A 13062-nucleotide genomic window follows, 5' to 3' on the forward strand; every position below is an offset into this window, starting at 1 on the left:
ATAAGAGCTTCTTTGGATTTTATCCGGAGAGGCTCTTTTTCTTATATCGGCAAGAATAAAAGTGCCCGGACGACCCCAAACTAAGAAATAGGCTGGGGAGTTGCAATCTTACGCAAATCTGCTATAATGTAGTTAAAGTCAAAGAAAGTCAAAGTCAATGCTTTGGGTTTGCTGTTTTGAATGAATTCATCTTTGGCTTTTTGCACTTTATTTTTATAAAATATGGTTTTACTTCTGTCGCGGGAGGTCGAATAGATGCGCAATGTTTCAGAAATTATTGAGCAATATCTGAAGCAGATCTTGCAGCAGAGCCCCGACGGTGTGATCGAGATCCAACGGAATGAGCTGGCCGATCAATTCAACTGCGTCCCATCGCAGATCAATTACGTCATTAGTACCCGTTTTACGTTGGAGAAAGGGTACATTGTCGAAAGCAAGCGGGGCGGGGGCGGTTACATTCGAATTCAACGAATCGAGCTGCAATCGCATGGCGCAGTGATGGACCATATTTTCCAAACCATCGGTACGCAGATGGATCAGCTCGCATCCGAAGGGCTGCTGTATCAGCTGGAAGAAGGAGGTTTCATCACTTCGCGGGAGGCGGCATTGATGAAAGCGGCCATTACCAGGGAGGTTCTGATCTTGAAGCTGCCTCTAAGGGATGAGATCAGGGCAAGAATATTGAAGGCGATGTTGATTTCTTTGCTTAGCAAATGATATGTTCGTATCCTGCCGTCCCAGGGCAAGATTAAAGGAGGGACCCAGAATGATTTGTCAGGAATGTGGCAAGAAGCAAGCGACGCTTCATTTTACGAAAATTTTGAATGGCGAAAAGACGGAGTTTCACATTTGCGAATCGTGCGCCAGAGAAAAAGGGGAGCTCATCCCGGGGACGGCCAATGGGTTCTCCATTCATAATCTGCTCAGCGGCCTCCTCGATTTCGAACCGTCGGCGCACAGTACGCTCGCCAACAAAGTACAGCCCAGCCGCTGCGAACATTGCGGGCTGACTTATACGCAGTTTAGCAAAGTCGGCCGGTTTGGCTGCAGCGAGTGCTACAAGCATTTTGGGGAAAAGCTGGACCCGCTGTTCAAACGCGTCCATGGCAATATTATTCATACCGGCAAGGTTCCCAAGCGGTCCGGCGGGTTAATTAAACATAAACGTGAAATTGATCAGTTGAAAAAGGAATTGCTGATCCGTATCGAAAATGAGGAATTCGAAGAAGCAGCCCGTCTTCGGGATCAAATTCGCGAGCTTGAAAAAAAGGTTGCCGAAGGTTAAATGGGTGAGGTAAGGAGGAGTGCTTATGACGGAAGCAAGCCGTTTTACAGAGAATGCGCTTAGCGATTGGATGAAGGGTGAAGGGCCGGATTCGGATATCGTCATCAGCAGCCGCATACGCATCGCGCGAAATATTCAGGCGTACCCTTTCCCTATGTTGGCAACGAACCAGCAATCGAAGGAAGTGTTGGAACAGGTAGCTCAAGTCATTCATAATGAAGAGCTGGGGACCATCAGCCGGTTTTCGATGCTGCCGCTTTCCGAATTGAATGAACTGGAGAGACGGGTACTGGTCGAAAAGCATTTGATTAGCCCGGCATTGGCTAACGAATCTCGGAACGGAGCTGTCATTCTCAGCGACAACGAGTCTGTGAGCATCATGGTCAATGAAGAAGACCACCTTCGGATTCAGTGCTTGTGCCCGGGTTTTCAGATTAAAGAAGCCTGGGACTTGGCTAACCAGATCGACGATATTTTCGAGACGCATTTGAATTATGCTTTTGACGAAAAACGAGGATACATGACGAGCTGTCCTACGAACGTAGGAACGGGGATTCGCGCATCGGTGATGATCCATCTTCCCGCGCTTGTTCTGACGCAGCAGATCAACCGCATATTATCGGCTATTACCCAAGTTGGGCTGGCCGTGCGCGGCTTGTATGGCGAAGGCAGCGAAGCGCTCGGCAATCTGTTCCAAATCTCGAACCAGATTACGCTGGGACAATCCGAAGAGGAAATCATCGATAACCTGTACAGCGTCGTTCGTCAAATCATTGAGCACGAACGTGCGGCTAGACAGAAGCTGATTTATGAGACAAAAGCGAAGCTTTTGGACCGGGTCAGCCGCTCCTACGGCGTTTTGTCGTATGCGGCGATTATGGATTCCAAAGAAGCGGCGCAGCGCCTGTCGGACGTGCGGCTCGGGATTGACCTTGGGTTTATCAAGAACGTTTCTCCGCATGTGCTTAATGAGCTTTTGGTGATGACCCAGCCCGGTTTTTTGCAGCAGACGGCAGGAGAAAAGCTGACACCTGAAGAAAGAGACATTAGACGGGCACAGCTCATCCGGGAGAAAATTGCGGAAACGGGCTAGCCGTCAACATACGAAACCGCATAATAAGCATACGCTATACCAATCTTTGGAGGTGTTACACATGATGTTTGGCAGATTTACGGAACGCGCGCAAAAGGTATTGTCCTTGGCGCAGGAGGAAGCAGTTCGTTTGGGACACAACAATATCGGAACGGAGCACATTCTGCTCGGTCTGATTCGTGAAGGCGAAGGCATTGCCGCGAAAGCGCTGATTGCGCTCGGACTGGGCCTTGAGAAAATTCAAGACGAAGTCGAATCGCTGATCGGACGGGGACAAGAGCAGCCATCGAATATCGCATACACGCCGCGGGCGAAAAAAGTAATCGAGCTCTCGATGGACGAAGCCCGCAAGCTGGGGCACACATACGTCGGAACGGAGCATATTTTGCTCGGCTTGATTCGTGAAGGCGAAGGCGTTGCAGCACGCGTATTGAACAATCTGGGCGTGAGCTTGAACAAGGCCCGCCAGCAAGTACTTCAACTGCTGGGCAGCAGCGAGGTGGTCTCGCCTAATCATGGTAACCCGACGAATGTGAATACACCGACGTTGGACGGTCTGGCTCGCGACCTGACGGCCTATGCCAAGGAAGGCAATCTGGACCCGGTCATCGGCCGGAGCAAAGAAATTGAGCGCGTCATTCAAGTGCTCAGCCGCCGTACGAAAAACAATCCGGTTCTCATTGGGGAGCCCGGCGTAGGTAAAACGGCGATTGCCGAAGGACTGGCGCAAAAAATTGTGGCGAACGAAATTCCGGAAACGCTGCGCGATAAGCGCGTCATGACCTTGGATATGGGTTCGGTCGTTGCCGGTACGAAATACCGCGGCGAATTCGAAGACCGCCTGAAAAAAATTATGGATGAAATCCGCCAAGCCGGAAATATCATCTTGTTCATTGACGAGTTGCATACGCTGATCGGCGCCGGCGGGGCGGAAGGCGCGATCGACGCTTCGAATATTTTGAAGCCGGCCTTGGCTCGCGGCGAACTTCAGTGCATCGGGGCTACGACGCTTGACGAGTACCGCAAATATATCGAAAAGGACGCGGCGCTGGAAAGACGCTTCCAGCCGATTACGGTCGATCAACCGTCGCCGGAAGAAGCGATTCAAATCTTGCACGGGCTGCGCGACCGTTACGAAGCGCATCACCGCGTGAAAATTACGGATGAAGCCATCGAGCAAGCCGTGAAACTATCCGACCGTTATATCACGGACCGGTTCCTTCCGGACAAAGCGATCGACTTGATCGACGAAGCCAGCTCCAAAGTAAGGCTCCGTTCGTATACGGTACCGCCGGATCTGAAAAAGCTGGAAAGCCGTCTTGAAGACATCCGTAAGGAAAAAGACGCCGCCGTGCAAAGCCAGGAGTTCGAGAAAGCGGCATCGCTGCGCGATACAGAGCAGAAGCTGCGCGAAGAGCTCGATTCAACGAAGAACGAGTGGAAAGAAAAGCAAGGACGTACCGACTCCGAAGTGACGCCGGACGATATCGCTCAGGTCGTAGCAAGCTGGACCGGTATTCCTGTCGTGAAGCTGGCTGAGGAAGAAACTCAGCGCTTGCTGAAAATGGAATCCATCCTTCATGATCGGGTGATCGGCCAGGATGAAGCGGTTAAGGCTGTCAGCCGCGCGATTCGCCGGGCTAGAGCAGGTCTGAAAGACCCGAAACGTCCGATGGGCTCGTTCATTTTCCTTGGACCGACCGGTGTCGGGAAAACCGAGCTGGCGCGTGCGCTCGCCGAGTCGCTGTTCGGTGACGAAAATGCCGTCATTCGGATCGATATGTCGGAGTACATGGAGAAGCACTCTACGTCTCGACTCGTCGGAGCGCCTCCAGGATACGTCGGGTACGAAGAAGGCGGTCAATTGACCGAAAAAGTACGCCGCAAGCCGTATTCCGTTGTCCTGCTGGACGAAATCGAAAAAGCGCATCCCGAAGTGTTCAACATTTTGCTGCAGGTGCTTGAAGACGGCCGCCTGACGGATTCCAAAGGCCGTACGGTCGACTTCCGCAATACGCTGATCATCATGACATCGAACGTCGGAGCCGATACGATCAAGAAAAACTCGACGCTCGGCTTCACCGCGGCGCACGATGCAGGCAAAGATTATAACAATATGAAAGAAAAAGTCATGGGCGAGCTGAAGAAAAGCTTCCGTCCGGAGTTCTTAAACCGGATCGACGAAATTATCGTGTTCCACTCCTTGGAAGAGCAGCATATCGCCCAGATCGTTACTTTGATGGCCGACGACCTTCGCAAACGGTTGAAAGAGCAGGAAGTTGAATTCTTCCTGACCGATTCGGCCAAAGCGTTCCTGGCCAAAGAAGGCTACGATCCGACCTTCGGCGCAAGACCGCTGCGCAGAGCGATTCAGAAGCACATCGAAGACCGGTTGTCTGAGGAATTGCTGCGCGGCAACATTGCCAAAGGCGACACGCTTACGATCGACGAGAAGGACGGCGAATTGGTCGTTCACCGCAACCTAGGCGTCGGTACGCAGGCTTAAGTCATACAATTTGTAGGAGCGCAGGCTCCTTCTATAGCATCCCACGGCTACAGGCTGGGCCGGAGGGATGCTTTTTTTTAGAGTAAAGAAAGTTTAACTTCAATAAGCGCAAAAGCGCGTGTAAACTTGCTGCTCGCAAGAAAAGCTTCCACTAAAACACGAATGTATCTTCCTCGTAAAGGCTTCGATAAGAAGCTTTTTTTATTTACCATTAAAGCTTTTTTTCTTTTCAACGGCGGCAAGGGTTTTCAAGACAGGGGCAAAATGGTAAACTTTGAGTTGGGATAAGAAAGCAGGGTTAAGCGATGGCGAAAACAAAAACGAAGTTCTTCTGCCAGTCATGCGGCTATGAATCGCCGAAATGGCTTGGCAAATGTCCGGGCTGCGAAGCTTGGAATACATTTGTGGAAGAAGTGGAGACCGTTGTTAAGAGCAAAGGGCTGCATACAAATTTTTTGAACAAGAAAGAAAAAGCGGTTTCTATCATAAACATAGAAAGCAGTCAGGAAGAGCGGATCGTAACGGACAATCGAGAGCTGAACCGGGTGCTGGGCGGCGGTATCGTGCCCGGCTCCTTGATTCTGGTAGGCGGAGACCCGGGGATCGGAAAGTCGACACTGCTTCTGCAAACATCGCATTTGCTGACGCAGCTTGACTTGAAGGTGCTGTACATTTCCGGAGAGGAATCCGTCCGCCAGACGAAGCTGAGGGCAGACCGGCTGCAAGCCGTTTCGCCGTTGCTGTTCGTGCTTTGCGAAACGAATGTGGAGCATATCGAAGCGGCGATCGACGAGATCGAACCGGATTTCATCGTCATCGATTCGATCCAAACGGTATACCATGGCGCCGTAGCTTCCGCTCCCGGCTCGGTCTCTCAAGTTCGGGAATGCACAGGGCATTTTATGCGGATTGCCAAAATGAAAGGAATCGCAACCGTTCTCGTTGGTCATGTTACTAAAGAGGGCGCCATTGCGGGACCGCGATTACTCGAACATATGGTCGATTGCGTACTGTATTTCGAAGGGGAGCGGCATCACTCATACCGGGTGCTTCGCGCCGTCAAAAACCGGTTCGGTTCGACCAACGAAATCGGAATTTTCGAGATGCGGGAAAGCGGCTTGGTCGAGGTCAACAACCCGTCGGAGCTGTTTTTGTCCGAGCGGCCGCTGGGCGTTGCCGGCTCGACCGTCGTCGCCAGTATGGAGGGGACTCGTCCGGTACTCGTTGAGCTTCAAGCGCTTGTCTCGTCCACTAACTTCCCATCCCCCCGGCGGATGGCGACCGGCTTCGACCATAACCGGCTGTCGCTTATCATCGCGGTATTGGAAAAGCGGATGGGCATGTTTTTGCAAAATCAGGATGCTTACCTTAACGTTGCAGGCGGCGTGAAGCTGGATGAACCGGCCGTCGACCTTGCGGTGGCGGTCAGCATCGCTTCGAGCTTCCGCGAACAGCCGACGCAGCCGTTCGATGTCGTCTTCGGCGAGGTCGGACTGACGGGCGAGGTGCGCGGTGTTTCGCGCGTCGACCAGCGGGTGCGGGAGGCGGAGAAACTCGGCTTCCGCCGCGTCATTCTCCCGCAAAAAAGCCTGAAAGGCTGGACGCCCCCGGCAGGCATTCAAATTATCGGCGTCAATACCGTAGCCGAAGCGCTATCGGCTGCTTTAGTATAGTATATTTTTTGAAACTAGGGTTTTGATGGAGCGCAGGGGAACTGCCGGAGAGTTTACGTGCCGTCTTTGAACTCGGAAAGCTACCTTAAATTATCATTCGAACTTTCCGAGTTCAAGAGCGGCCGAAGGCAGTTCTCCCTGCTGTGCAATCAACCACCCCTTGCTTCAAAAAATTCGTCAGGAGGGACACCATTGAGCAAGGAAGAAGCAAAACGCGACGTCATGAGCCAGCTGCTGCAGCTCGTTGCGCCAGGCACTCCGTTTCGGGAAGGGCTGGAGAATGTGCTGCGCGCCAAGACGGGCGGCTTAATCGTCGTCGGCTACAGCCCGGAAGTGATGGAGATTGTAGACGGCGGCTTTTCGATCAACTGCGATTTTTCCCCGAACTACTTGTATGAGCTAGCCAAAATGGACGGCGCGATCATCCTCAGCGAGGATTTGAAGCGTATTTTGTATGCGAATACGCAGCTGATTCCGGACTCTTCGATTACGTCTACCGAAACGGGCATCCGGCATCGGACAGCGGAGCGCGTCGCGAAGCAGACCTCCAAGCTTGTGGTATCCATCTCGCAGCGGCGAAACGTCATTACTCTGTATCAAGGCAATCTGCGTTATTCACTGAAAGATATCGGCGTTATCTTAACGAAAGCGAATCAGGCGATTCAAACGCTGGAGAAATACAAGTCCGTCTTGGATCAGGATTTGACGAATCTGGGCGCTTCCGAGTTCGAGGAGCTGGTCACTTTGCACGATGTGACCAGTGTGATGCAACGTGTTGAGATGGTTTTACGTATTAAAGCAGAGATCAAGCGTTACATTAACGAGCTCGGTAACGAAGGCCGGTTGATCAGCATGCAGTTGGAGGAATTGGTTGGGAACACTGAGAATGAGGCTTACCTGCTAATTAAGGATTACGTCAAAGAATTGTCTGAAGAGAAGGTAAAAGAAGTTCAAGCGACCCTCAAGAAGCATTCGACCGACGAGATGCTTGATCATTCGCACATTGCACGGGCGCTCGGCTACCCGCATACGCCAGGCAGTGCAGAAGAGACGATCTCGCCAAGAGGCTACCGGGTACTGAACAAAATACCGCGTCTTCCTTCCGTGATTATACATAATCTGGTGGAACGGTTTGGGCAGCTCCCGCATCTAATGATGGCGACGATTGAAGAATTGGACGAGGTGGACGGCATCGGGGAAGTGCGCGCACGCACAATTAAAGAAGGATTAAAGAGGATTCAAGATCAGGTGCTCATTGACAGACATATTTAACTTGCATACAATCAGAGGGTAGCCAAATATTATTAGGATATTAGGGTACAGTAAAACCAGAGGTGGACTAAAACAATGATAACAAAATCCCTTCCGAACTTGTTTACGATTGGGAACTTGTTCTTAGGTATTATTGCGATTATTTCCGTGTTTAATAGTAAACCCGAGCTTGCGGCGATCATGGTCATCGTCGCGATGCTTCTGGACGGATTGGACGGACGGGTGGCCCGTGCGCTCAATGCGCAGAGCGAATTCGGCAAAGAGCTGGACTCGCTGTCCGATGTCATCTCGTTCGGTGTAGCGCCGGCGTTCATCATGTACGTGGTGGCTTTCACCGAGATGAATGCGGCGGCAGCGTGGATCGTGACGGCGATCTTCCCGATCTGCGGCGCGCTTCGTCTGGCCCGCTTCAATGTCGTTGCCGGGACGCCGGGATATTTTATCGGCTTGCCGATTCCTGCAGCCGGCGGCGTATTGTGTACGCTGGCACTATTCCATAAAGAATTGAACACCGTCGTACTCGTCTTGTCGACGCTTCTGCTGTCCTACTTGATGGTCAGCACCGTCAAATACCCGAACTTCAAAAAGGTCGGCATCCCGAAAGCCGCCATCTGGATTACGCCCGTCGTCGTCGTGATTGCCGTTGTCCTGGCTGTCATGTATCCGGGGCTGTTGTCCAAACTCATCTTCGTACCGCTGCTGCTTTATGCGCTGTACGGCTTAAAAAAAAACGTTGATCGGCTGTTCTTCTGGAAACGCAGAAAACGTCCGTCCGTGGAAGAATCGGAGTCCAAAACAACAACCATCTAAAACCGCATAAGTGGCGTAAGGCTATGAAAATGAAAAGCATTTGTTTTCCGCAAGGAAAATGAATGCTTTTTTTCATTTTCTTCAACTGATACGATTAGGCTTGAGTAATTTGGATCATAATTGTAACGGAAGGCAGAATTTGTTATTTTTATGGAGGTGAAAGTCTATGATGAAAAAATGGTTTCAGCTTCTGTTTGCAGTTATCGGCGGTGCGCTTGGAGTACGGTGGAGTGATACGATAGGGAAACCATGTTTTGAATTCATAGCATCGGTTTTGGGACGGGAAGAGATTCAAGGACAAGCCCTCTGGATGCTGGGGGCCGGCGCGCTGCTTTTCTATTCGATCAGTTCCTGGGCATTAACGTATCTGCTGAAAGTGGTGCAGCGAGGAGAGGAACGCATTGCCAACGTACCGGTGACCGATTTGCTTGCGGGCTCGATCGGGATGGTCGTCGGTTTGCTCTTTTCGTCGGTGCTGCTCCACCCGTTCAGCCAGGCCGGCGTGTTCAGCCCCCTGCTGCACATGCTGCTCATCGCGGCCTTTTCGTATGCGGGGTATCGACTTGGGGCAGTGAAACAGGAAGAGCTGTTCACCGTGCTGGACGCACGCCGATCGGATCGTGGGAAAGCGTCCGGGGAGCCCAAAGGATTCGAGGAGCATAAAATTCTCGATACGAGCGTGATTATTGACGGACGTATTGCGGATATTTGCAAAACCGGATTTATCGAGGGAACCCTCGTCATTCCCGAATTTGTGCTGGAGGAGCTGCAGCATATTGCCGATTCGTCGGATTTGCTCAAGCGTAACCGCGGCCGTCGGGGGCTGGACATTTTGAACAAAATCCAGAAGGAGCTTGATGTCAAGGTACTGATCTACGAAGGGGATTTCGAAGAAATTTCCGAGGTGGACAGCAAGCTTGTGCGGCTGGCCAAAGCTTTGCAGGGGAAAGTGATTACGAACGATTTCAATCTCAACAAAGTATGCGAGCTGCAGGGCGTATCGGTTCTGAATATCAACGATCTGGCGAATGCGGTGAAGCCGGTCGTACTGCCCGGGGAGGAAATCCTCGTGCAAGTCATCAAGGACGGCAAGGAGCATGGGCAAGGCGTCGCCTATTTGGATGACGGCACGATGATTGTCGTGGAAGGCGGCCGGGACTTTATCGGCATGACGCTTGATGTACTTGTGACGAGCGTTCTGCAAACGTCAGCCGGCCGGATGATATTTGCCAAGCCGAAGCTATTGGAAAAAGCGCTCTAACACGGTATGATAAGATAGATGCGCTTAGAATAAGGCAAACGGGTTGGCTTCATTCGGAGCCGAACCATAGTGGCAGGTGGACAAGGTGACGGATAAACTGGGGGTCGTGGTCGTAGCGGCGGGCAGAGGCTCGCGTATGCGAACGCAAGAAAGCAAGCAATACTTGCTGCTGGACGGTAAACCGATTCTGGTACATACGCTGGAGCTGTTCGATCGGCTGGAGGCCGTAAGCGACATCGTGTTGGTTACGGGGGCGGACGATGTAGAGCGGTGCCGGGGCTATATTGAGACTTACAGGCTAAGAAAGGTGAAGCGGGTCATTCCCGGAGGGAAGGAACGCCAAGATTCCGTGTACCAAGGGCTGCTGGCCTTGGACGGCGAGGTCCGTTGGGTGATGGTACACGACGGGGTCCGGCCGTTTGCCGCCCGGGAGCATATCGCCGCATGCCTGGATAAAGCGATAGAGACTGAAGCGGCTGTTCTGGCCGTACCCGTAAAAGATACGATTAAAATTGTGGACGGCGAAGGGTTGATCCAAGCAACCCCGGACCGGCGCAGCTTGTGGGCGATTCAGACCCCGCAGGCTTTTCGTTTTTCTTTGCTGCGCGATGCGCATGAGCGGGCACGGGAGGAAGGGTTCGTCGGGACGGATGACGCCATGCTGGTCGAACGGCTAGGCGTTCGGGTCGCTGTAGTCGAAGCCGACTATTACAATATTAAAATCACGACGCCCGAGGATTTGCCTTGGGCCGAGTGGATCATTCGACATGTCAGGGGAGAGCGAGAGTCATGATACGAGTGGGGCAAGGGTTCGACGTGCATCAACTGGCGGAGGGACGCAAGTGTATTATCGGCGGTGTGGACATCCCGTTTGAAAAAGGGCTGCTCGGGCATTCCGATGCGGACGTGCTGCTGCACGCGCTGACCGATGCGATTCTTGGAGCACTGGGGCTTGGAGATATCGGGAAGCATTTTCCCGATACGGATGCTGCGTATAAGGATGCGGACAGCTATAAGCTGCTTGTACAGGTATGGGAGAGCGCCAAGAAAGCGGGGTACCGTCTGGGCAATGCGGACTGCACGATCATTGCGCAGAAGCCGAAGATGGCGCCGTACATTCCCGCGATGGTCGAGCGGATTGCAACCGCGCTCAAAGCGGAGCCGTCGCAGATTAATGTGAAAGCGACGACGACGGAGCAGCTTGGCTTCACCGGGCGAGGCGAAGGCATTGCCGCACAGGCGGTTGTTTGTCTTGTGAAAGATGTGCTATTATAACAAATAATCTTTTTACGGATCGAATGGCTTCCGGCGAGCGATTGGCGCGGGAGTACGGGAGGAGAGGGCATTATGGCAGAGTTTCGCGTAAGATACGCGCCGAGTCCGACGGGGCATTTGCACATCGGCGGAGCACGGACGGCATTGTTCGATTATTTAATTGCCCGCAAGCAAGGCGGGAAATTTATTGTCCGTTTCGAGGATACGGATCAGACGAGACATGTGGAGTCGGGCGTCGACAGCCAGCTTAACGGTCTCAAATGGCTCGGCGTGGACTGGGACGAGAGCGTGGACATCGGCGGACCGTACGGACCGTACCGGCAAACGGAACGGCTACACTTATATCAGCCGTTTGTTGATCAGCTGCTGGAAAGCGGGCATGCGTACCGCTGCTATTGCTCGGAAGCGGATCTGGAGAAGGAGCGCGCAGAGCAGGAAGCGGCAGGACAGATGCCGATGTATTCCGGGAGATGCCGTCATTTGACGCCGGAGCAAATCCAAGCGTTTGAGGCCGAAGGCCGCAAGCCGTCGATTCGTTTCCGCGTGCCGGAGAACCGGGTGATCGCCTTTGAAGACCGCATCCGCGAGCATGTCGAGTTCGAGAGCAACGGAATTGGCGACTTCATCATCGTGCGTCCGGACGGGATTCCGACGTACAATTTTGCCGTTATTCTGGACGACCACCTAATGAAAATTTCATTGGTCATCCGCGGGGAAGAGCACCTGACCAATACGCCGCGGCAAATTATGATGTATGAGGCACTCGGGCTGCCTGTGCCGGAATTCGCCCATTTGGCGCTTATTTTGAACCCGGACCGCAAGAAGATGAGCAAGCGGGACGAGTCCATCATCCAATTCATCGAGCAGTACAAAGAGCTCGGGTATTTGCCGGAAGCGGTCATGAACTTTATTGCTCTGCTCGGCTGGTCGCCCAAAGGGGAGGAAGAGATCTTCACCAAAGAAGAGCTGATCGAGCAGTTCGACCTGGACCGGGTGTCCAAGAGCCCGGCCGTATTCGACATGGATAAGCTCAATTGGATGAACAACCTCTATATTAAAAAAGCCGATACCGCGCGGATTGCGAAGCTGGCACTGCCACATTTGCAAAAAGCCGGGAAGCTGCCGGAGACGCTCAGTCCCGAGCAGGAGCAGTGGGTCCACGAGCTCGTCGGGCTTTATCAGGAGCAGCTTCGTTATGCCGCCGAAATCGTGCCGCTGTCCGAGCTGTTCTTCCGTGAGGACGTGAGCTACGACGACGAGGCCAAAGCGATGCTTGCGGAAGAGCATGCGCCGATCGTCCTTGGCAGCTTCCTGAAACAGGTCGAGGCCGCAACCGAGTTTACCGTGGATGCGCTGAAAGCGATGATCAAGGCGGTGCAGACGGAGACCGGGTACAAAGGAAAGCAGCTGTTCATGACGATCCGCGTGGCGTTGACGGGACAAATGCACGGGCCCGACCTGAACATGACGCTGCACTTGCTGGGAAAAGAAACGGTAGCCGGACGCATCAAGAAGTTATTGTAATGCCTACAGTTTTCTTATATACTTAGAAAAAAATAAGATCCTTTCTTCGATAACATACATCTACGGCGACGAACGGGAAAGTACGGAAAAGTCGGGATTCCCAGAGAGGACGATCGGTTCGGACACGAACCGGCTGCGAGTCGTCCAATTCCCCTTTTGCGGAAGTGCACCCGGGAGCCGTAAAGACGATCTGACGCGAGCACTCCGGTGCAGCGGCAGGGTAGTCTTTACCGTGACGTTCACGATACGAACGATAGAGACGGATAAACGTTGGGCATGCCATGCCCTCGTACGTTTATCCAAGCAGAGTGGAACCGCGAAAGAAGACGCCTCTGCAGCCTGACGGCTGTGGAAGGCGTTTTT

At 52.8% G+C, this 13062-nt stretch carries 11 protein-coding genes; all 11 read left to right on the forward strand.

All coding sequences use genetic code 11. The features are described from left to right. Positions 1 to 255: 255 nt before the first annotated feature. The 11 genes from PEH01S_RS20880 to gltX all read left to right on the forward strand — a co-directional run bounded on the left by PEH01S_RS20880 (position 256) and on the right by gltX (position 12699). The gene (locus PEH01S_RS20880) at positions 256 to 717 is read left to right on the forward strand and encodes a CtsR family transcriptional regulator (protein WP_025850999.1); all 462 of its coding nucleotides are present in this window, start codon (positions 256 to 258) and stop codon (positions 715 to 717) included. A gap of 49 nt (positions 718 to 766) precedes the next feature. Then, entirely contained in the window at positions 767 to 1285 is a 519-nt protein-coding gene (locus PEH01S_RS20885) for a UvrB/UvrC motif-containing protein (RefSeq protein ID WP_025851000.1), read from the forward strand. A 25-nt stretch (positions 1286 to 1310) separates the two neighbouring features. Beyond that, positions 1311 to 2378, forward strand: coding sequence for a protein arginine kinase (locus PEH01S_RS20890; RefSeq protein WP_025851001.1), 1068 nt, complete (start codon positions 1311 to 1313; stop codon positions 2376 to 2378). Between the two features lie 61 nt (positions 2379 to 2439). Then, positions 2440 to 4884, forward strand: coding sequence for an ATP-dependent protease ATP-binding subunit ClpC (gene clpC, locus PEH01S_RS20895; protein ID WP_025851002.1), 2445 nt, complete (start codon positions 2440 to 2442; stop codon positions 4882 to 4884). A gap of 305 nt (positions 4885 to 5189) precedes the next feature. Further along, the gene (gene radA, locus PEH01S_RS20900; RefSeq protein ID WP_025851003.1) at positions 5190 to 6557 is read left to right on the forward strand and encodes a DNA repair protein RadA; all 1368 of its coding nucleotides are present in this window, start codon (positions 5190 to 5192) and stop codon (positions 6555 to 6557) included. A gap of 192 nt (positions 6558 to 6749) precedes the next feature. Further along, on the forward strand, positions 6750 to 7829 hold the full coding sequence (gene disA / locus PEH01S_RS20905) for a DNA integrity scanning diadenylate cyclase DisA (RefSeq protein WP_025851004.1): 1080 nt from the start codon (positions 6750 to 6752) through the stop codon (positions 7827 to 7829). Between the two features lie 75 nt (positions 7830 to 7904). Continuing rightward, positions 7905 to 8639, forward strand: a complete 735-nt coding sequence (gene pssA / locus PEH01S_RS20910) for a CDP-diacylglycerol--serine O-phosphatidyltransferase (protein ID WP_127487843.1) — start codon at positions 7905 to 7907, stop codon at positions 8637 to 8639. Positions 8640 to 8805: 166 nt separating this feature from the next. Next, the gene (locus PEH01S_RS20915) at positions 8806 to 9900 is read left to right on the forward strand and encodes a PIN/TRAM domain-containing protein (protein WP_025851006.1); all 1095 of its coding nucleotides are present in this window, start codon (positions 8806 to 8808) and stop codon (positions 9898 to 9900) included. Positions 9901 to 9985: 85 nt separating this feature from the next. Next, entirely contained in the window at positions 9986 to 10693 is a 708-nt protein-coding gene (ispD, locus tag PEH01S_RS20920) for a 2-C-methyl-D-erythritol 4-phosphate cytidylyltransferase (RefSeq protein ID WP_025851007.1), read from the forward strand. Further along, the gene (ispF, locus tag PEH01S_RS20925; protein WP_127487845.1) at positions 10690 to 11175 is read left to right on the forward strand and encodes a 2-C-methyl-D-erythritol 2,4-cyclodiphosphate synthase; all 486 of its coding nucleotides are present in this window, start codon (positions 10690 to 10692) and stop codon (positions 11173 to 11175) included. The genes ispD and ispF overlap by 4 nt, the downstream gene beginning before the upstream one ends. 69 nt (positions 11176 to 11244) lie before the next feature. Continuing rightward, positions 11245 to 12699, forward strand: coding sequence for a glutamate--tRNA ligase (gene gltX / locus PEH01S_RS20930; RefSeq protein ID WP_174807152.1), 1455 nt, complete (start codon positions 11245 to 11247; stop codon positions 12697 to 12699). The last annotated feature ends 363 nt before the right edge of the window (positions 12700 to 13062 follow it).

Source organism: Paenibacillus ehimensis NBRC 15659 (genome assembly GCF_004000785.1).
In the GTDB taxonomy this organism is placed as follows: Bacteria; Bacillota; Bacilli; order Paenibacillales; family NBRC-103111; genus Paenibacillus_G; species Paenibacillus_G ehimensis.

What these genes read in the sequence shown, in the direction of transcription:
- radA (WP_025851003.1), top strand. Translation starts at nt 5,190, where the DNA reads ATGGCGAAAACAAAAACGAAGTTCTTCTGCCAGTCATGCGGCTATGAA.
- PEH01S_RS20890 (WP_025851001.1), top strand. Translation starts at nt 1,311, where the DNA reads ATGACGGAAGCAAGCCGTTTTACAGAGAATGCGCTTAGCGATTGGATG.
- pssA (WP_127487843.1), top strand. Translation starts at nt 7,905, where the DNA reads ATGATAACAAAATCCCTTCCGAACTTGTTTACGATTGGGAACTTGTTC.
- PEH01S_RS20885 (WP_025851000.1), top strand. Translation starts at nt 767, where the DNA reads ATGATTTGTCAGGAATGTGGCAAGAAGCAAGCGACGCTTCATTTTACG.
- PEH01S_RS20915 (WP_025851006.1), top strand. Translation starts at nt 8,806, where the DNA reads ATGATGAAAAAATGGTTTCAGCTTCTGTTTGCAGTTATCGGCGGTGCG.
- clpC (WP_025851002.1), top strand. Translation starts at nt 2,440, where the DNA reads ATGATGTTTGGCAGATTTACGGAACGCGCGCAAAAGGTATTGTCCTTG.
- PEH01S_RS20880 (WP_025850999.1), top strand. Translation starts at nt 256, where the DNA reads ATGCGCAATGTTTCAGAAATTATTGAGCAATATCTGAAGCAGATCTTG.
- ispF (WP_127487845.1), top strand. Translation starts at nt 10,690, where the DNA reads ATGATACGAGTGGGGCAAGGGTTCGACGTGCATCAACTGGCGGAGGGA.